Raw genomic sequence first — 17,597 nt, 5'->3', positions numbered from 1 at the left:
CCTCCACCCTGCGGCTCGAGAGTGGAAGGTCCGTCCATTGTCGGCGAGGGCGGGGAGGACCGAGAGTGGAGCGTCCCCGAGCGGCACCGCCGCCCCCAGCTCAGGAGCTCCCCATGAACAACGTCGTTCCCCAGCCCGATCACGGCCTCTCCGACGTCGCGCCGACGCCCGGCAGCGCCGGCCCCGCCGCCGTCGCCGACACCCCGCCCGTCCTCACCGGACCGCTCCGGCTGCGCCGGCTCTCGGTCGGCCTCGCCCTCGTCTACGTCGCGATCCTCGCGATCAACTCCGGCGGCCTCGGCATCCTCATCCCGAACCTCGTCGCCGACCTCGACGCCGCGAACAAGATCGGCAACCTCGCGATCGTCACCACGGTCGCCTTCCTCGCCAACGTCTTCGCGCAGCCGATCGCCGGCGCGCTGTCGGACGCGACCCGCTCGCGCTTCGGCCGCCGCTCCCCCTGGATGATCGGCGGGGCGCTGCTCGCGGGCGGCTTCGTCCTCGGCCTCCCGCTGGCGAGCTCGGTGGTCATGGTCGCCGTGATCTGGCTCGTGGTCCAGCTCGGCCTCAACGCCCTGCAGGCCGCGGCGACCGCCCTGGTGCCCGACCGCTTCCCCGCGGCCAAGCGCGGCGGCGTCTCCGGCATGATCGGCCTCGGCATCACCGTCGGCAACGCGGCCGGCGCGGTCATCGCCGGATCCACGGTCGGCTCGGGTGCGCTGCCCTACGTCGTCCTCGCCGTGGTCCTGCTCGTGATCGTCGCGCTCTTCGTCGTGGTCAACCCCGACCGCTCCAGCCGCGACGACGTCGCCGCGCCCCGCCAGACCCTCGGCGAATTCCTCCGCGGCTTCTGGGTCGACCCCCGCAAGCACCCCGACTTCGCCTGGGCCTTCGCGGCGCGCTTCCTGATGGTGATCGGCTTCTACGGCGCGCAGACCTTCGGGCTCTACATCCTGCGCGACTACATCGGCCTCAGCGACGAGGCGTCCAACGGCTTCGCCGCGCAGATCGGCATCGTCCTCCTGCTCGGCGTGCTGATCTCCGCGCTCACCAGCGGAGTGCTGTCCGACCGGATCGGGCGCCGCAAGCCCTTCATCGTCTGGGCCTCGGTGATCATGGCGATCGGCCTCGCCGTCCCGCTGGTGCTGCCGACCACCACCGGCATCCTGATCTACAGCTTCCTGCTCGGACTCGGCTTCGGCGCCTACATCTCGATCGACCTCGCCCTGATGACCGAGGTGCTGCCCGTCTCGATGACCTCCGGCGCCAGCACCGCGGGCCGCGACCTCGCGATCCTCGGCCTCGCCACGACGCTCCCCCAGGCGCTCAGCCCGTCGATCGCGGCCGGACTCGTCTCGCTCACCGGCGGCTACCCCGTGCTGTTCGTCTCGGGCATCGTGTTCGTGGTGCTCGGAGCGCTCGCGGTGATCCCGATCAAGTCGGTCCGCTGACCGGCATGGCCCCGGGACCCGCGGCGGGGTCCCGGGGCCGACCTGCGCCCGCCGCCCCCTGCTCCCCCGCCCGCCCCTCGAGAAAGACGGACCGATGCGACTGCACACCACGACGACCGGAGACGGCGAGCGCCGGCTGGCCCTCGTCCACGGCCTCGGCGCCGACGGGGCGACCTGGGCGCCGCTCGCCGAGCGGCTGCTCGCGACCGGCGAGTACACCGTCACCACGGTCGACCTCCGCGGGCACGGCCTGAGCGACCGCGCCTCCCGCTACCGCCTCGACGACTTCGCCGACGACCTCGTCGAGACCCTGCCGGCGGGCCTGGACGGCGTCGTCGGCCACTCGCTCGGCGGCGCGGTGCTGGTGCGCGCGGTGCCGCGCCTCCGCCCCGCGCAGGCGGTCTACCTCGATCCGGGCTTCGCGCTCGCGCTGCCGACCAGCGGAGTCGCGGGGCGGCTGTTCTGGGCGGTCCCGCAGCTCACGATGGGCGTCGCCGGCCTGGTGCAGGCCCGCAAGGGGGCCGCGGTGCGCCGCGCCTACCCGCCGGAGATCCGCGCCTCGCTGGACGACGCGCGCGGCCGGTTCGACACCTCGATGGCGATCGGCGTCTTCCGCGACGTCGCCTTCCACCCGGTCGCGGTCGGCGCTCCGGCCGTGCCGTCGGTCCTCGTGCTCTCCGACGACTCGCCCGCCGTGCTGCCCGATGCCGTCGTCGACCGGCTCGAGGCGGCGGGCTGGGGCGTGCGGCGCGTCCCCGGCGTGCACCACGACCTGCACCTCGAGGCGCCGGAGCGGACCTTCGAGCTGGTCGCCGGGCTCCTCCGTCCCGGCGCGGAGCGGCGCTGACCGGCGCGGCACCCCACGGCGAGCCGACGGGCCCGGCGGCGCACATCGGCGACTCATAGACGACCGAGACGAGCTGCATAGCGCGCCTTCCTACTGTCGGGACGTCGAGCGGACCCCACCGCTCGGCCTCCCCGACCGAAGGACGCCATGTTCGCCACCTATCTCCGGCGAGAGCTGACCAACCGCCGCCGGCAGACGATGATCATCGCCGCCGGAATGGCGCTCGCCATCGCCCTCGTGATCCTCGTCACCTCGTTCTCCGCCGGAGTCCGCAGCGCCCAGGCCTCGGTCCTCGAGTCCGTCTACGGCGTCGGCACCGACATCACCGTCACCCAGGCCGCCGTCGCCCCGACGGAGGGGCAGGCCCCCGGCCAGCGCTTCGACTTCGGCTCCACCGACGGGACGACCGACGACGGCACCACCTCCGTCAGCCAGTCGCGCCTCGAGGCCGACCGCGGCACGACCACCTTCGACGCCTCGGCCGTCGCCACCGCGCAGGGCGTGACCGACGTCTCCGCCGCGATCGGCGTCCTCGCGCTGAACAACACGACCTTCAGCGGGCAGCTGCCCGACTCCGCCCAGCAGGGCGGCACCGGCGGCACCGCGGGTCAGGGCGCCGCAGGCACCGCTCCGGCGGCCGGCGAGGCGCCCACGGGCGGCCCGGACGGCGCGGGGGGCTCCTCCTTCGGCGTCGACTCCTTTTCGGTGCTCGGCCTCGACCCGGCCGGCTCCGCGATCGGCCCCCTGGCCGACGTGAGCCTCACCGACGGCCGCACGTTCACCGCGGACGACGCGGGCCAGAACGTCGTCGTCGTCGACTCCTCCTACGCGACCACGGCCGCGCTGTCCGTCGGCTCGACCGTCGACATCGGCGGCACCGACTTCAGCGTGATCGGCATCGTCACGACCGACTCCACGGACGCGAGCACCGCCTCCGACACGTACATCCCGCTCGACGTCGCCCAGACCCTCTCCGGCCAGGCCGGACTGATCTCCTCCGTCTACGTCCAGGCCGCCTCCTCCGCGGACATCTCCTCGATCCAGACCGCCCTGCAGACCGCGCTGCCCGACGCGACCGTCTCGACGCAGGCCGACCTCGCCTCGAGCGTCTCCGGCTCGCTCTCCACGGCGGGCAGCCTCGTGGCGAACCTCGGCACCTGGCTCTCGCTGCTGGTCCTCGCCGCCGCGTTCCTGATCGCGATCCTGTTCACCGTCTCGGGCGTCACCCGGCGCACCCGCGAGTTCGGCACGCTCAAGGCGATCGGCTGGAGCAACGGCGCGATCGTCCGCCAGGTGGCCGGCGAGTCCGTCGTCCAGGGGCTGATCGGCGGTGCCGCGGGCATCGTCCTCGGGCTCGTCGGCGTCACGATCGTGAATCTGATCGCGCCCACCCTCTCGGGCACCTCCACCACCACCTCGGCGATGGGCGCCGGCGGTCCTGGCGGCGGCTTCGGCGGAGGCGGCCCCGGCGCCGCGCAGACCGCCGCGGCCACCGAGGTGGCGCTCTCGCTCCCCGTCACCGTGCCGGTGATCCTGCTCGCGGTCGGCCTCGCCGTCCTCGGCGGACTCCTCGCCGGAGCCCTCGGCGGCTGGCGCGCCTCGCGTCTGCGCCCCGCGGCCGCGCTCCGCTCGGTCGGCTGACCCCCTCGTCTCCTCGTCCCCTCGACTCCTCGTCCCCGGAAGGACACCCGCATGTACACCCTCACGAACGTCACCAAGAGCTACGACGGCGCGAAGACGACGGTCACCGCGCTGAAGGACGTCACCCTCACGATCCCGGACGGGCAGATGGTCGCGATCCAGGGACCGACCGGTGGCGGCAAGTCGACGCTGCTGCAGATGCTCGGCGCCCTCGACCGGCCCACCTCGGGCACCGTCGTCCTCGGCGAGCACGAGATCTCCTCGGCGGGCGACGCGCGTCTCGCCTCGATCCGGGCGCGGGAGGTGGGGATCGTCTTCCAGAGCTTCAATCTGATCCCGACGCTCACCGCGCTCGAGAACGTGGAGACGGCGCTCGCTCCCCAGCGCGTCCCCCGGGCGGAGCGGGCCGAGCGGGCGAAGACGGCCCTCGCCTCCGTCGGTCTCGCCGACCGGCTCGACCACCTGCCCGCCGAGCTCTCCGGCGGTCAGCAGCAGCGCGTCGCGATCGCCCGCGCACTGGTCAAGAACCCGACGGTGCTCCTCGCCGACGAGCCGACCGGCGCTCTCGACGAGGACACCCGCGACGACATCATGACGCTGCTCGAGACCCTCTGGAAGGACCTCGGCCTCACCCTCGTCATCGTCACCCACGACTCCGCCGTCGCCCGCCGCGCCCAGCGCCGCCTGCACCTCAAGAACGGCCACGTCCGCGACGTCGCGTGAGCCCATGCTGATCGAGGAGCTGCATGCACCATGCAGCGCAGTCCTGCTGATCGAGTAGCCCGCGCAGCGGGCGTTTCGAGATCCACCACCGCAGACGAGGCCGGGTCTCGATACGCGCCTCCGGCGCCACTCGACCAGCATGCACGGCGCGGAGCTGCAGGCAGCAGGCAGCAGGCAGCACAGCCATGCTGATCGAGTAGCACGCGCAGCGGGCGTATCGAGATCCACCACCGTTCGAACAGCGGGTCTCGATACGCGCTGCGCGCTACTCGACCAGCAGAAAGCGCCTGCTCCTCGGTCGGCCGCGCCTCCCGCTGAGGCCCCGCCTCAGCCCGCGTGCTCCCGCAGGAACGCCAGCGCACGCGGCCACGCGTCCGTCGCCGCATCCGCCCGGTACATGCCCTCGTTCGCGTCGTTGAAGAACGCGTGCCCGGCTCCCGGATACACGACGATCTCCACGTCCTTGCCCGCGGTCGCCTCGCGGATCCCGGGGACCTGCGCCATCAGCGGTTCGTCCTGCTCGCCGTAGAACGCGAGGACCGGCACGCGCAGCGAGCCGAGCTCCTCCGCCGAGGCGGTGTTGTGCCCGTAGAACGGCACGGCCGCGGCCACGCGCGGCTCCGCGAGCGCGAGGGCCCAGCTGAAGGTGCCGCCGTAGCAGAAGCCGGTGACGGAGACGCTCGTCGTCCCCTCCTCGCGCAGGAGCCGCTCGACCAGCGCCCGGAGGATCGCGATCGTCCGCACCGCGTGCTGCGGTGTGAACACCGGGGCGAAGAACGTCCGCAGCTCCACCTGGCGCGGCAGCCGGCGGACCGGGTGGTCGTAGTCCGCGCGCTGCTCGGTCTCGAGCTGCTCGAGCAGACCGCTGTCGGCGAGCAGCTCGGGCGCGACGACCTGGAAGCCCTCGGCCGCGTACCGGTCGGCGACCGAGCGGATGTGGCCGTCGACCCCCCACACCTCGTGGATCAGGATCAGGACGCGCCCGCCCTCTCCGCTGCAGTACACCGGTACATCGTGGTCGGCCAGGGTCCAGGTCTCATCGCTCGTGGGCATCTGCGCACCCTAGCCCCGCCGGCCGGGAGCGGGCCCACCGATGGACCTCCGGCACGCGGAACCTCGTCCGGCTCGTCGAACCGGCCGATTCCCGCGAGCCGGAGCCGATTCCGCGAGCCGGAGGTGCTCCGGAGTCGCGGTCAATCCACGGCAGCCGCGAGCGGCGGCGCGACGAGGATCTCGTCCCACTCCCCCTCGGGCCGCTCCCAGCGGAAGCCGTGCCGCTCGTAGAGCCGGCGTGCGGCGCTCCCCCGCAGCACGTCGAGGCGGAAGGGCCGGTCGGCGCGCCCGTCCTCGAGCATCACCCGCCGGAGGACCGCCCCGCCGATCCCGCGCCCCTGCGCGGCGGTCGCGAGGTAGAAGTGCTCGATCCAGACCGCGTCGTCCTCGAGGCGCGACGCGATGCAGCCGACGACCTGGCCGTCCGCCTCGATCACGCGGGTGTGCTCGGGCCGGTAGCCGTCCAGGAAGCGGTGCCGCACCCGGTGCTCGTCGTAGCGGTCGAGCCGCTCGAGGTCGGGCCGCATCACGACGGCGCGCAGCTCGGCGATCACCGGGGCGTCGTCGAGCCGCCCCGCCCGGAGGCTCCAGCGCGGAACCCCGTCGAGCTCAGCGCCCACGGGGCTTCCGGGTCCGCCGCACAGCCGGCCGTGCGGTACCGCCGGGGCGGGCGGGCTTCTTCTTCCCGCCGCCGGCCTTCTCCAGCTTCTCCCGCGCCTCGCGGGCCTTCGCCTTCGCCGCCTTCGCCCGCGACTCGACCTTCGGCGTCGCCGCTGTGCCGCGCGTCGTGTTCGCGCTGCGGCCGCGGACCACGCCGATGAAGTCCTCGACGTCGTCGGTCTTGTCCTCGGTCGCCCAGGCGAGGCGGATGCTGGTGGGCGCGACGCCGGTGACGGGGACGACCCGCACGTCCTTCCGGCTGTGCACGCGGGCGACCGACTGCGGCACGATCAGCACGCCGACTCCTGCGGCGACCTGCTCGACGGCGTCGTCGAGGCCGGCCATCCGCGGCAGCGCCCGGCGGGTGCCGTCCGCGATCTCCGCGGCGAGCGCCGCCCACTCCGGCACCGTCTCCGGCTCCTGCAGCAGGTGCTCGTCGGCGAGGTCGGCGACGTCCATCTCCTCGGCGTCCGCGAACGGGTGGTCCCGGGGCAGGATCGCGACGGGCTGCTCCTCGTAGAGCAGGATCGAGCTGACGGAGTCGCTGCGCAGGTCCCCGCGCACGAAGACGATCTGCGCGCGGCCGTCGCGCAGCACCTCCTCCTGCTCGCTCTCCGCGATCGGGAGCACGCGGAGCCGCAGGTCGGGGCGGCGCTCGGACCAGACCCGGGTCCACTTGGTCGGCGTGACGCCGGGCACCAGGGCGATCAGAAGCGCGGGACCTTCCGGCTCGACGTCGTCCGGCTCGACGTCAACCGGCTCGGTGGCGTCCGGCGCAGGCGTCTCCACGTCCGTCTCAGTGGCATCGGCCCCGTCGTCCAGGCCGACCGCGTCCTCGCGGGGTGCCGGCTGCTCGCGGGGGTCCGGCTCGTCGCTCATCCGACCAGGGTAGGTCCTGCGCGCCCACCGGTAGGGTTGCCGCATGGCCAAGGCGACACAGACGATGAAGGCTGCGACCGCGGCGAAGAAGCTCCAGATCTTCCTCCCCGCGACTCCGGAGGAGTTCCAGGAGTCGGCGATCACGCGCGAGCAGTACGACGACCTCGTCGCGAACCCGCCGGAGTGGCTGACCAAGCTCCGCGAGACCGGCCCGCACCCGCGCCCCGTCATCGCCTCGCGCCTCAACGTCTCGATCTCGGGTCTCGCCCGCGGCGGCATCGACGAGGCGCTGACCACCGAGCAGATCCAGGCCCTCCTCGACGAGGTCCCCGAGTGGCTCCGCGTCGAGCAGAACTCCTACGCCGAGGTCCGCCGCGAGCAGGCCCGCCTGAAGTCCGAGCGAGCCGCCAAGGACGCCGAGTCCGCGTAAGCCGGACTCCCGCGAGATGCCACTTGTGCACGCGACACGCCGTGAAAGGCGTGCACAAGTGGCATCTCGCGGAGGGGGCTAGGCCGGCACGTCCACCCAGGCGCCCGCCGCCGAGGCGTCGAGGACGGCGTCGGTGATGCGGGCGGCACGCAGGCCGTCCGCGAAGGTCGGCAGACCCTCGACCTCGGCACCCGCGACGGCGGCGTAGGTGTCCCGGGCGAACGCGGTGAACGCGTCCTGGTAGCCCATCGGGTGCCCGCTCGGCACGATCGAGAGCCGCGCCGCATCAGGGCGGAGGATCGACCCGTCGCGCGGAACGAGCGTCGCGCTGTCGCGCCGCCCGACCCACAGCGTCTCGGGCAGCTCCTGCTCGAACCGCAGCGACTCCTCGAGCCCCGACACCTCGAGCACCAGCTCGTTGCGGTGCCCGGCGGTCACCTGGGAGACGAGCAGCGTGCCGACGGCGCCGCCCTCGAGGCGGACGATCACCCCGGCGGCGTCCTCCGTCTCGACCCGACGCCCGCCGCGCTCCGCGTGCACCGTGCTCGTGAGCGACGCGAGCGCCGCGATCCGCTCGCCGGTCACGAACTCGAGCAGGTCGACCAGGTGCGAGCCGATGTCGGCGAAGGCGCGGGAGCGCCCGCCCGCCGCCGGGTCGACGCGCCAGTTGTCGTCGGACGCGCCGAGCAGCCAGTCCTGCAGATAGCTCCCGCGCACCGTCACGAGCCGCCCGGTCTCACCGGCCGCGACGCGGGCCCGCGCCTCGCGCACCATCGGGTGGAACCGGTAGGCGAACGGCACGGTGGCGACCACCCCGGCGGCCGACGCGGCGTCGACGAGCGCGGTCGCCTCCGCCGTCGTCGCCGCGAGCGGCTTCTCGCAGACCACGTGCTTGCCCGCCGCGATCGCCGCGAGGGCGAGCTCGGCGTGCGTCCCGTTCGGCGTGCAGACGTGCACCACGTCGATCGAGTCGTCCTCGATCAGCGCGCGCGCATCGTCGTAGGCGACCTCGAAGCCGAGCTCGCCGGCCGCCCGCTCGCCCTTCGCCGGGCTGGAGGAGGCGATGCCCGCGAGCACCGCGCCCGCACTGCGGGCCGCCCGGCTGTGCACGGCGGCCATGAAGCCGCCGCCGAGCACGCCGACCCGCAGGGGTCCGCCCATCAGACGAGCGTCGCTTCGCTCGGGTCCCAGTCCTCGGGCAGAGCGGGGCGCGGCGCGACGGTGCTCTCGACGAGCACCTTCTCGCCGGTCTCGGCGGCCTCGAGCAGCGACAGCATCACGTCGGTCACGTGGTAGGCCAGATCGCCCGAGGCCGCCTCGGGACGGTCGGCGCGGATCGCGCGCGCGAGCTCGAGCACGCCGGTGCCGCGCGAGGCGGTCGAGCCGGTCGCCTGCACGACCTCCGGCTCGGACTCGCCGCGCCGGTACAGCGTCAGCTCGCCGTCGTGCATGTTCGGGTCGGGGAGCACGAGGGTGCCCTCCGAGCCGTTGATCTCGACGAAGCCCATCCGCGGCAGGCTCGACTCGAAGCTCCAGACGCCCTGCGCCGAGGCGCCGGACTCGAAGCGCAGGAGCCCGCCGATGTGCGTGGGGATCGTCACGGGGAACTCGGTGCCCTCGCGCGGGCCGGAGCCGACCGTGCGGGTCGCCCGGGCCTGCGAGGAGACCGCGGTGACGCTCTCGACCGGGCCGAGGTTCTGCACCAGGGTCGTGATGTAGTACGGCCCCATGTCCAGCAGCGGTCCGCCGCCGGTGGTGAAGAAGAACTCGGGGTTCGGGTGCCAGCCCTCGGGGCCGGGGCCCTGGAAGAGCGTGATCGCCGAGAGCGGTGTGCCGATGGCTCCGCCCTCGATGAGGCGCTGCGCGGTCTGCAGGCCGGCACCGAGGAAGGTGTCGGGCGCTGTGGCGACGCGCAGCCCCTTCTCCTTCGCGAGCGCGAGCAGCTCGACGCCGCTGTCGCGGTCGAGCGAGAACGGCTTCTCGGTCCAGACGTGCTTGCCCGCCTCGACGGCCTTGCGCGCGACCTCGACGTGCGCGGCCGGGATCGTGAGGTTCACCACGATCTCGATGCCGGGGTGCGCGAGCAGCTCGTCCACCGTGCCCGAGGCCGGCACGCCGAACGCCTCGGCCTGCGCCTTCGCGCGCTCGAGGTCGATGTCGGCGACGAAGAGGACCTCGAGGTCGGGGAAGACGGTGAGGTTGGTCAGGTACTGCGTGCTGATGTTGCCGGCGCCGATGACGCCGACGCCGACGCGCCCCGCGCCGCTCATGCGCTGAGCTCCGAGACGTAGCGGAGGCCGGAGGCGAGGCCCTCGAAGACGTCGCCCGCGTAGGCGTCGAACTCGAGGACGGCCAGGGCCTGCGGGGCTGCAGCGAGGATCGCCGGGACGTCCATCGCCCCCTCGCCCGCGGGCAGTTGCTCGGACGTCTCCTTCGAGATCGGCCCGTCCTTCACGTGCAGGAACTGCACGCGATCACCGAGGCGGCCGAGCACCTCGACCGGGTCGTCACCGCCGACCGCGGCCCAGTAGGTGTCCAGCTCGAGGACGATGCGCGGGTCGAGCAGGCCCGCGAGGTGCTCGAAGGCGCTGCGGCCGTCGACGCGGTTCTCGAACTCGAAGGCGTGGTTGTGGTAGCCCAGCACCAGCCCGCGCGAGGCGGCGGAGTCGACGAACCCGTTGAGCTCGTCGGCGATCGCCTTCACGCCGTCGGCGCTGGTCCAGCGCTCCGGGTCGACCATCGGGTCGATCACGGTCTGCACCCCGAGCGAGGCCGCGATGTCGAGGATCTCCTCGACCGGCGCCCCGGTCTCGAGCAGCCGGGCGTGCGCGCTCGGCGCCGTGAGGCCGGCGGCCGGGAGGGCGGAGCGGTACGCGTCGGCGCGGTTCACCAGGTCGAACAGCTCGACCTTCGCGAAGCCGAGTCCGGCGAGCCGGTCCAGCGCGGCCGGCAGGTCCTCCGCGAGCGCGTCGCGGACCGAGTAGAGCTGGACGGAGAGGTCTGAGGGTGTGGCCACCGGGGGGTGCTCCTGATCGACGTCGAACATTGGTCCCCCGACCCTACGCGGACTTTTGCTTCCCGCCAAGCAAAACCCTGGGCCGCGGCGCGGGAAAGCGTGCTCCCGACGCGCAGAAGCCAACCCCCCTGTGGTTGACTCCAGCCATGTCCCCGCGCCGCCGCTCCTCGATCAGCGCGGTGGGCGAGCTGCTGCTCCTCCTCGCCGACGGAGCGCCGCGCACCCGGGCCGACGTCGTCGCCGAGACCGGCCTGCCCCGCGCCGCCGTGTCCGCGCAGCTCGACGCGCTGATCGCGACGGGCCTCGTCGCCCGCCGCGACGACGCCCCCTCCTCCGGCGGGCGCCCGGCCGGCCGCGTCGCCTTCGACGTCCGCGCACGCAGCCTCCTCGTCATCGACTTCGGTGCCGCGCACGCCACCGTCGCCCTCACGGACCTCGACGGCCGCGTCCTGGCCGAGCGGCGCGAGGCGATCGCGATCGCCGACGGCCCGCAGGTCGTCCTCGGCCACGCCCTCGACGTCGCCGACGCGCTGCTCGCGCAGACCCCCGGCGCCGGTCCGCTCGTCGGCGTCGGCGTCGGCGTCCCCGGCCCGGTCGAGCACGCGACCGGCCGCCCGGTGAAGCCGCCGATCATGCCCGGCTGGGACCGCTTCGACATCCCCGCCGCGGTCGGCCGCCGCCTCGCCGTCCCCGTCCTCGTCGACAACGACGTGAACCTGCTCGCGCTCGGCGAGCACGCCGCCCACTACGCCGACGTCGACGACCTCCTCTACGTGAAGGTCTCCACCGGCATCGGCGCCGGCATCGTCAGCGGCGGCGCCCTCCAGCGCGGCGCCCTCGGCGCGGCGGGCGATCTCGGCCACGTGCAGGTGCCCGGCGACCGCGGCGAGGCCGACCTCGAGGCGATCGCGAGCGGCTCGGCCATCGCCCGCCGCCTCACCGCCGCAGGCCTGCACACCGCGGCCGGCCTCCCCGTCGCCCGGACCTCCGACGTCGTCGCCCTGCTCACCGCCGGCGAGCCGACCACCGTCGAGCTGACCCGCGCCGCCGGCCGCGACCTCGGCGAGGTGCTCGCGACCTGCGTCAACCTGCTCAACCCCTCCGTCATCGTCATCGGCGGCAGCATCGCGGAGGCGAGCCACGAGGTCCTCGCCGGCGTCCGCGAGGTGGTCTACCGCCGCTCCCTCCCCCTGGCGACCCGCGCCCTCGACATCGTGCAGGCCTCCGGCGACACCGGCGGCGGCGTCCGCGGCGCCGCCCTGATGGTCCGCCGCCACCTGCTCTCCCCCGCCGAGGTCGACGCCTTCCTCAGCGCCTGACCCGGCCCGCACCCGCGCCGACCTCCCCCCGCCGACGGCGTGCCGGTTGGGCAGGACGGCCCGACAGGCAGAGAATGAATCGGTGCCCGATCTGCAGCTCTCGTTCCCCTGGGAGACGCAACCCGTCTTCGTGGACGCGAAGCCGCCGCACCTCCGCCGGGTCGTGGCCGACTCCTCCGACCGCGTCGCCTGGCTGCGCGCCCGCTCGCGGGGCATCACCGCGACCGACGTCGCGCGCCTGTCCTCCCCCGCGGCGATCGACCGCGCCGCGCTCGACAAGCTCTACGGCTCGAGCTTCAGTGGCAACGCCTTCACCGACCACGGCCGCGCCCGCGAGCCGGAGATCGCCGCCTGGGTGCTCCGCGAGCACGCGATCGAGCCGAGCAGCACCCTCTTCCACGCGAGTCAGGAGCGCCGCCACCTGGCCACTCCCGACGGCATCGGCCTCCGCGAGGACGGCCGCCTCGAGCTCTGCGAGATCAAGACGACCTCGAAGCAGTGGCGCAGCATCCCGCGCCACTACCTGCGCCAGGTCTTCTGGCAGCAGTACGTCCTCGGCGCCGAGCGCACCCTCGTCGTCTGGGAGCAGCACCGCGATTTCGTGCCGATCGACGCCGTCCCCGAGTTCCGCTGGGTCGACCGCGACGAGGACGAGATCCACGTGCTGGTCCGCCTCGCCGGCATGCTGATGGCCGAGCTGCACGAGAGAACGCGCGCGGGCCGGCGATGACCGCCCTGCTCCTGCACGGCCTGGGCGGCGACCGCTCCCAGCCGCTCGGCCTCCTGCGCGCGGCACTGCCGGCCGGCACCGAGGTCATCGCGCCGGACGTCCGCGCCCACGGCGCCTCCGAGTTGATCGGCGGCGCGGCCGACTTCTCGCTCGACGCCCTGGCGGACGAGGTGACCGAGCACGTGATCCGGGCCGGAGCCGCGCACAAGCCGCTCACCGTCCTCGGCATCTCGATGGGCGCCGCGATCGCCCTGCGGCTCGCCAGCAGGAAGGTCCTGCCGATCGACCGGGCCGTGTTCGTCCGCCCCGCCTTCACCGCGGAGCCGCTGCCGGACAACCTCACGGTCTTCCCCGTCATCGCGCAGCTGCTGCACGACCACGGCGCCAAGCGCGGCGAGCGGCTCTTCCGCGCCTCCGGCCTCTTCGAGCGCGCGGCCCAGGTGTCGCCCGCGTCGGCGGAGGCGCTCTGCCTGCAGTTCCGCTCGCCGCAGGCCCAGGAGCGCGCGGTCCGCCTGGCCGAGATCCCGCGGAACGCCGCCTACCGCGACTCCGGCGAGCTCGGCGAGGTCATCGCGCGCACGCTCGTGATCGCGGCCGACCGCGACCCGGTGCACCCGGTCGCGGTCGCCGAGCAGTGGGCTAGGGCTCTTCCGGACGCAGACCTCGAGCAGGTCCCGTCGCGGGACGCAGGTCTGTCGCAGCAGCAGGAGCGGATCCGCGGTCACGTCCGGGAGTGGCTCGGTCGCTGAGCTCCCGGCCGGTCGCGGCCGCCCGGAACTCCTCGCCCGCCCGCCCACCCTTGAACTCCTCGCCAGCGAGGACGAGCCCGACGACGGCCAGCCAGAGCACCGCGATCGCCGTCGCGACGAACTCGAGGGTGCCGCCGACTCCCAGCCACAGCCGCAGCAGCGAGAAGATCGCGCCGGTCCCGGCGACCAGGGCCACCGCGACTCCTGCGACCAGCGAGAGTCGGGCGACGCCGGGCCGCTCCCGAGCCGTGGCGAGCTGCAGCATCGCCAGGCAGGCCGCGGAGAAGCCGAGCACCGCGGCGGAGGTGTGGATCAGGTCCTGCCAGCTGAACCGCGGTCCGACCGGGAGCGGGCAGCCCGCCGAGCAGGTCACCTGCGAGGCGAGCGCGAAGCACAGAGCGGCGAGGAGGATCGCCAGTGCGGGCCGGAAGCCGGGCAGCAGCCGCGTCCGCACCGCTCGCGCCCCGATCGCGATCGCGACGCCGCCCGCCGCGACCAGCAGCAGGGCGATGCGGAACGTCCCGGCGGTCGGCAGGTCCGGCGCGCCCATCTCGCTGACGTAGACCCAGCGGCTCGTGCCGATGCTGAACCGCGCGGCCAGCAGCAGAGCAAGCCCCGCGAGGACCAGGAGCGCCCCGACCACGAGAAGGGGGCCGTTCGCTCGTCGTCGCACCCCCTCATCGTGCCAGACCGCACCTGGAGCGCCACTCAGGAGACGACCGGGCGCCCACCCCTCCCGTACGGGGGACATGAGGGCTTTCTTCTCCGAGGGGTGACACCGCCGAAACAGCCCGGACTCATTACCGGGCTTGACTGAACGCGGCGCGCGGAAGCGGGGTCGGTCGGGGCGGACAGCCGCCTCCCGCCTGCTCGAAGGACCACCGGCGCCGGATCAGGAAAGGGCGATGATGCACAACAGCGCGCTCGGCCACGGCCTCGCGATCGGCGACATCCCGGAGGAGGTGGTGCTCCCCGAGACGATGACGGCGGCGGTCATCGACGCCCCGGGCGACTGCTCGGTCCTCCACCTGGCGACGGTGCCCACGCCGACCGCGATCAACGCCGAGTTCGCCGTCAAGGTGATCGCGGCGGGAGTGAACCCGCTCGACGTGAAGACGCGAGCGGGCAAGGGAGTCGCCGCGCAGATCCCCTCCTACCCGGCGGTGCTCGGCCACGACTTCTCCGGCATCGTCGTCTCGAGCCCCTCCCCGGCGCACCCGCTGCGCCCCGGTGACGAGGTCTACGGCTTCGTGATGGTGCCGCGCTACTCCGGCTCCTACGCCGAGTACGTCAGCGTCCCGAGCGTCTCCCTGGCCCGCAAGCCGTCGACGCTCTCGCACGTCGAGGCGGCCGGGGTGCCGCTCGCCGCGCTGACCGCCTGGGGCATGGTCGTCGAGCTGGCGAAGGCGCACGAGGGCCAGCGGATCCTCATCCACGCGGGCTCCGGCGGCGTCGGGCACTTCGCGGTGCAGTTCGCCGCCTACTTCGGCGCCTCGGTGATCGCGACCGGCTCGACCCGCAACCTGCAGTGGCTGCGCGAGCTCGGCGCCGACCAGGTCATCGACCACACCACGGAGCGCTTCGACGAGCTGCTGCACGGCGTCGACGTGGTGATCGACCTCGTCGGCAACGTGCACGACAGCACGGGCTCCCGCTCACTGTCGGTGCTGCGCCCCGGTGGGCTGATCGTCAACGCGCCGACCGGCAGCTGGCCGGAGTTCTTCGAGGAGGCGGCGGCCGCGGGAGTCCGCGCCTCCACCTTCCGCGTCGCCCCCGACGGCGCCACGCTCGGCGTCGTCTCACGCCTGCTGGAGTCCGGCGACGTCCGCGTCTTCATCGACGGCGTCTTCCCGCTCTCCGCCGCCGGCGCCGCGCACGCGCAGCTCGAGACCGGCCACACCCGCGGCAAGCTCGTCCTCACGGTCGCCGAGGGCTGACCCCCTCCCCTCCCGCGAGATGCCACTTGTGCACGCGACACGCCGTGTCGGGCGTGCACAAGTGGCATCTCGCGGCGGGGAGCAGGACGTCAGGGCAGGGGGCGCTCGAGGACGAAGTCCTCCTCGAGGCGGCCGCCGACGAGGAAGTGCCGGACGCCGACGGGCGCGAAGCCGTGCTTCGCGTAGAAGCGGCGCGCGCGCTCGTTCTCCTGGTTCACGCCGAGCCAGACGCTGAGGGCGCCGATCGCGCGCGCCTCGTCGAGGGTCGCGGCCATCAGCCGCGCCGCGATCCCCGAGCCGTGCCGGTCGGGCAGCGCGTAGCACTTGCTCAGCTCGATCGTCGGCCGGACCGTGACCGCGACCGCCGCCTCGGGGTCGTACGGCTCGCCCCGCACGAGCATCGTGTAGCCGAGCGCCCCGGAGTCGTCCTCCGCCACGAACAGCACGCGGCCGGGATCGGCGAGGTAGCCGCGGAAGCGCTCGACCGACAGCACGGTGCGGATGAAGTCCGCCTTCGCCTCCTCCGTGACATGCGGCGGGCAGGCGAGCGGGAACGTCGCGGCCGCGACCGCGGCGAGCTCCTCGGCGTCAGCGGCCGAGGCGCGGCGGACGGTCACGGGGTCGGCACTCGGGGGCAGGGAGTCGGACACGCCGTTCAGTATGCCCGGCGCGCGCGACTCCCCCGGAACGACGAAGGAGGGGACCCGCCGAAGCGGATCCCCTCCCGTCACTGCCTGCGCAGCTCAGTGCTGTGCCGAGGCTCAGGCCAGGACGTTGACGTCCAGCGGGATGCCGGGGCCGAAGGTCGTCGAGACGGCGGCCTTCTGGATGTAGCGGCCCTTCGAGGAGGACGGCTTCAGGCGGACGATCTCGTCGAGAGCCGTCTTGAAGTTCTCCTGGAGCTGCTCCTCCGTGAAGGCGGCCTTGCCGACGACGAGGTGCACGTTGGCGTGCTTGTCGACGCGGAACTCGATCTTGCCGCCCTTGATCTCGGTCACGGCGCGCGCCACGTCCGGGGTCACGGTGCCGGTCTTCGGGTTGGGCATGAGGCCGCGGGGGCCGAGCACCTTTCCGAGACGGCCGACCTGGCCCATGAGCTCCGGGGTCGAGACCGCGGAGTCGAACGAGGTGTAGCCGCCGGCGACCTTCTCGATGAGCTCGGCGCCGCCGACCTCGTCGGCGCCCGCGGCGATCGCGGCCTCAGCGGCCGGACCGGTCGCGAACACGATGACGCGGGCGGTCTTGCCCGTGCCGTGCGGCAGGATGACCGTGCCGCGGACCATCTGGTCGGCCTTGCGCGGGTCGACCCCGAGCTTGAGCGCGACCTCGACGGTGCTGTTGAACTTCGCGGAGCCGGTCTCGCGCGCGAGCGCGACGGCCTCGTCGGCGGTGTAGAACTTGCCCTCTTCGAGCTTGGCGGCGGCGGCCCGGTAGGCCTTCGACTTCTGTGCCATGTTGTTTCTCCTTGAAACGAGAATGTGGTTCTAGAGCCTGGCGGGCTCTCCCACGGTGTGAGTTCTGGAAAGGCGGAGGGACTAGCCCTCGACCGTGATGCCCATCGAGCGAGCCGTGCCGGCGATGATCTTCGAGGCGGCCTCGATGTCGTTCGCGTTCAGGTCGGCCTGCTTGGCCTCGGCGATCTCGCGGACCTGCGCCATGGTGAGCTTCGCGACCTTCACGGTGTGCGGGGTCGACGAGCCCTTGGCGACGCCGGCGGCCTTCTTGATGAGCTCCGCCGCGGGCGGGGTCTTCAGGATGAAGGTGAACGAGCGGTCCTCGTAGACGGTGATCTCGACGGGGATGACGTTGCCGCGCTGCGACTCGGTCTGCGCGTTGTACGCCTTGCAGAACTCCATGATGTTGACGCCGTGCTGACCGAGCGCCGGACCGATCGGGGGGGCCGGGTTCGCGGCGCCCGCCTTGATCTGGAGCTTGATCAGGCCGGTGACCTTCTTCTTGGGGGCCATTCAGGATTCCTTTTCTCAGGGTTCGAGCGGTCGGGGGCTCCCGGCCGCTCTCCCGCGCATCCGACGGAGCCGGATCGCGGTGGAGGAGGGTCGGTCGGCGCGCACGCGGACGGGCGCCGACACGAAAACCCGTACGAGCTTACACGGCGGAGGCCCTCCCCGACAGTGCGGGAAGGGCCTCGGCCGGACGGGGGT

General features: G+C 73.4%; 19 protein-coding genes. 9 read left to right on the top strand and 10 right to left on the bottom strand.

The features are described 5' to 3' along the window. Positions 1–113 precede the first annotated feature (113 nt). The 4 genes from EDF45_RS18140 to EDF45_RS18125 all read left to right on the top strand — a co-directional run bounded on the left by EDF45_RS18140 (position 114) and on the right by EDF45_RS18125 (position 4,662). Positions 114–1,451, top strand: a complete 1,338-nt coding sequence (locus EDF45_RS18140; RefSeq protein WP_185020262.1) for an MFS transporter — start codon at positions 114–116, stop codon at positions 1,449–1,451. A gap of 94 nt (positions 1,452–1,545) precedes the next feature. Then, positions 1,546–2,298: an alpha/beta fold hydrolase gene (locus tag EDF45_RS18135; RefSeq protein WP_123737375.1), complete on the top strand. Its 753-nt coding sequence runs from the start codon at positions 1,546–1,548 to the stop codon at positions 2,296–2,298. Between the two features lie 147 nt (positions 2,299–2,445). Further along, positions 2,446–3,939, top strand: a complete 1,494-nt coding sequence (locus tag EDF45_RS18130) for an ABC transporter permease (RefSeq protein ID WP_123737376.1) — start codon at positions 2,446–2,448, stop codon at positions 3,937–3,939. Positions 3,940–3,990: 51 nt separating this feature from the next. After that, complete coding sequence (locus EDF45_RS18125; RefSeq protein WP_123737377.1) at positions 3,991–4,662, top strand: ABC transporter ATP-binding protein; 672 nt, start codon at positions 3,991–3,993, stop codon at positions 4,660–4,662. A gap of 327 nt (positions 4,663–4,989) precedes the next feature. Here the strand turns inward: EDF45_RS18125 and EDF45_RS18120 are convergent, their stop codons facing one another. The 3 genes from EDF45_RS18120 to EDF45_RS18110 form a co-directional block, all read right to left on the bottom strand. Beyond that, complete coding sequence (locus EDF45_RS18120; protein WP_123737378.1) at positions 4,990–5,715, bottom strand: dienelactone hydrolase family protein; 726 nt, start codon at positions 5,713–5,715, stop codon at positions 4,990–4,992. 140 nt (positions 5,716–5,855) lie between these two features. Continuing rightward, entirely contained in the window at positions 5,856–6,335 is a 480-nt protein-coding gene (locus tag EDF45_RS18115) for a GNAT family N-acetyltransferase (RefSeq protein WP_260312284.1), read from the bottom strand. Next, complete coding sequence (locus tag EDF45_RS18110; RefSeq protein WP_185020261.1) at positions 6,325–7,254, bottom strand: LysR family substrate-binding domain-containing protein; 930 nt, start codon at positions 7,252–7,254, stop codon at positions 6,325–6,327. Before EDF45_RS18110 ends, EDF45_RS18115 begins: the two co-directional genes overlap by 11 nt. Positions 7,255–7,297: 43 nt before the next feature. Here EDF45_RS18110 and EDF45_RS18105 point away from each other — a divergent pair, with 43 nt between their 5' ends. Continuing rightward, a complete protein-coding gene (locus tag EDF45_RS18105; RefSeq protein ID WP_123447814.1) occupies positions 7,298–7,684 on the top strand; it encodes a DUF5997 family protein in 387 nt (128 codons plus the stop codon). Positions 7,685–7,762: 78 nt separating this feature from the next. Here the strand turns inward: EDF45_RS18105 and EDF45_RS18100 are convergent, their stop codons facing one another. Genes EDF45_RS18100 through EDF45_RS18090 form a run of 3 tightly spaced genes read right to left on the bottom strand, consistent with a single transcriptional unit; the run spans position 7,763 to position 10,700 of the window. Beyond that, a complete protein-coding gene (locus EDF45_RS18100) occupies positions 7,763–8,845 on the bottom strand; it encodes a Gfo/Idh/MocA family protein (protein ID WP_123737380.1) in 1,083 nt (360 codons plus the stop codon). Beyond that, complete coding sequence (locus EDF45_RS18095; protein WP_123737381.1) at positions 8,845–9,954, bottom strand: Gfo/Idh/MocA family protein; 1,110 nt, start codon at positions 9,952–9,954, stop codon at positions 8,845–8,847. The genes EDF45_RS18100 and EDF45_RS18095 overlap by 1 nt, the downstream gene beginning before the upstream one ends. Continuing rightward, entirely contained in the window at positions 9,951–10,700 is a 750-nt protein-coding gene (locus tag EDF45_RS18090; RefSeq protein ID WP_260312287.1) for a sugar phosphate isomerase/epimerase, read from the bottom strand. Before EDF45_RS18090 ends, EDF45_RS18095 begins: the two co-directional genes overlap by 4 nt. A gap of 146 nt (positions 10,701–10,846) precedes the next feature. Here EDF45_RS18090 and EDF45_RS18085 point away from each other — a divergent pair, with 146 nt between their 5' ends. From EDF45_RS18085 to EDF45_RS18075, 3 genes are all read left to right on the top strand, one after another. Then, the gene (locus EDF45_RS18085) at positions 10,847–12,019 is read left to right on the top strand and encodes an ROK family protein (protein WP_123737383.1); all 1,173 of its coding nucleotides are present in this window, start codon (positions 10,847–10,849) and stop codon (positions 12,017–12,019) included. An 82-nt stretch (positions 12,020–12,101) separates the two neighbouring features. Continuing rightward, positions 12,102–12,749, top strand: a complete 648-nt coding sequence (locus EDF45_RS18080; RefSeq protein ID WP_159422160.1) for a YqaJ viral recombinase family protein — start codon at positions 12,102–12,104, stop codon at positions 12,747–12,749. After that, on the top strand, positions 12,746–13,498 hold the full coding sequence (locus tag EDF45_RS18075) for an alpha/beta fold hydrolase (RefSeq protein WP_123737385.1): 753 nt from the start codon (positions 12,746–12,748) through the stop codon (positions 13,496–13,498). Before EDF45_RS18080 ends, EDF45_RS18075 begins: the two co-directional genes overlap by 4 nt. Here the strand turns inward: EDF45_RS18075 and EDF45_RS18070 are convergent. After that, complete coding sequence (locus tag EDF45_RS18070) at positions 13,389–14,171, bottom strand: DUF998 domain-containing protein (protein WP_260312290.1); 783 nt, start codon at positions 14,169–14,171, stop codon at positions 13,389–13,391. The two genes, EDF45_RS18075 and EDF45_RS18070, sit on opposite strands and share 110 nt — an antisense overlap. Positions 14,172–14,406: 235 nt before the next feature. Here EDF45_RS18070 and EDF45_RS18065 point away from each other — a divergent pair, with 235 nt between their 5' ends. After that, positions 14,407–15,435, top strand: coding sequence for an NADP-dependent oxidoreductase (locus EDF45_RS18065; protein ID WP_397460062.1), 1,029 nt, complete (start codon positions 14,407–14,409; stop codon positions 15,433–15,435). Positions 15,436–15,524: 89 nt separating this feature from the next. Here the strand turns inward: EDF45_RS18065 and EDF45_RS18060 are convergent, their stop codons facing one another. From EDF45_RS18060 to rplK, 3 genes are all read right to left on the bottom strand, one after another. Further along, the gene (locus tag EDF45_RS18060) at positions 15,525–16,085 is read right to left on the bottom strand and encodes a GNAT family N-acetyltransferase (RefSeq protein WP_221181157.1); all 561 of its coding nucleotides are present in this window, start codon (positions 16,083–16,085) and stop codon (positions 15,525–15,527) included. A 111-nt stretch (positions 16,086–16,196) separates the two neighbouring features. After that, positions 16,197–16,889: a 50S ribosomal protein L1 gene (rplA, locus tag EDF45_RS18055; RefSeq protein ID WP_123447821.1), complete on the bottom strand. Its 693-nt coding sequence runs from the start codon at positions 16,887–16,889 to the stop codon at positions 16,197–16,199. A gap of 81 nt (positions 16,890–16,970) precedes the next feature. Next, complete coding sequence (gene rplK, locus EDF45_RS18050; RefSeq protein WP_123737387.1) at positions 16,971–17,402, bottom strand: 50S ribosomal protein L11; 432 nt, start codon at positions 17,400–17,402, stop codon at positions 16,971–16,973. Positions 17,403–17,597: the final 195 nt, after the last annotated feature.

Source organism: Rathayibacter sp. PhB186 (genome assembly GCF_003751825.1).
In the GTDB taxonomy this organism is placed as follows: Bacteria; Actinomycetota; Actinomycetes; order Actinomycetales; family Microbacteriaceae; genus Rathayibacter; species Rathayibacter festucae.
This window is presented reverse-complemented; position numbering and strand designations above follow the sequence as displayed.

What these genes read in the sequence shown, in the direction of transcription:
- EDF45_RS18140 (WP_185020262.1), top strand. Translation starts at nt 114, where the DNA reads ATGAACAACGTCGTTCCCCAGCCCGATCACGGCCTCTCCGACGTCGCG.
- EDF45_RS18135 (WP_123737375.1), top strand. Translation starts at nt 1,546, where the DNA reads ATGCGACTGCACACCACGACGACCGGAGACGGCGAGCGCCGGCTGGCC.
- EDF45_RS18130 (WP_123737376.1), top strand. Translation starts at nt 2,446, where the DNA reads ATGTTCGCCACCTATCTCCGGCGAGAGCTGACCAACCGCCGCCGGCAG.
- EDF45_RS18125 (WP_123737377.1), top strand. Translation starts at nt 3,991, where the DNA reads ATGTACACCCTCACGAACGTCACCAAGAGCTACGACGGCGCGAAGACG.
- EDF45_RS18120 (WP_123737378.1), bottom strand. Translation starts at nt 5,715, where the DNA reads ATGCCCACGAGCGATGAGACCTGGACCCTGGCCGACCACGATGTACCG.
- EDF45_RS18110 (WP_185020261.1), bottom strand. Translation starts at nt 7,254, where the DNA reads ATGAGCGACGAGCCGGACCCCCGCGAGCAGCCGGCACCCCGCGAGGAC.
- EDF45_RS18105 (WP_123447814.1), top strand. Translation starts at nt 7,298, where the DNA reads ATGGCCAAGGCGACACAGACGATGAAGGCTGCGACCGCGGCGAAGAAG.
- EDF45_RS18100 (WP_123737380.1), bottom strand. Translation starts at nt 8,845, where the DNA reads ATGGGCGGACCCCTGCGGGTCGGCGTGCTCGGCGGCGGCTTCATGGCC.
- EDF45_RS18095 (WP_123737381.1), bottom strand. Translation starts at nt 9,954, where the DNA reads ATGAGCGGCGCGGGGCGCGTCGGCGTCGGCGTCATCGGCGCCGGCAAC.
- EDF45_RS18085 (WP_123737383.1), top strand. Translation starts at nt 10,847, where the DNA reads ATGTCCCCGCGCCGCCGCTCCTCGATCAGCGCGGTGGGCGAGCTGCTG.
- EDF45_RS18075 (WP_123737385.1), top strand. Translation starts at nt 12,746, where the DNA reads ATGACCGCCCTGCTCCTGCACGGCCTGGGCGGCGACCGCTCCCAGCCG.
- EDF45_RS18065 (WP_397460062.1), top strand. Translation starts at nt 14,407, where the DNA reads ATGCACAACAGCGCGCTCGGCCACGGCCTCGCGATCGGCGACATCCCG.
- rplA (WP_123447821.1), bottom strand. Translation starts at nt 16,889, where the DNA reads ATGGCACAGAAGTCGAAGGCCTACCGGGCCGCCGCCGCCAAGCTCGAA.
- rplK (WP_123737387.1), bottom strand. Translation starts at nt 17,402, where the DNA reads ATGGCCCCCAAGAAGAAGGTCACCGGCCTGATCAAGCTCCAGATCAAG.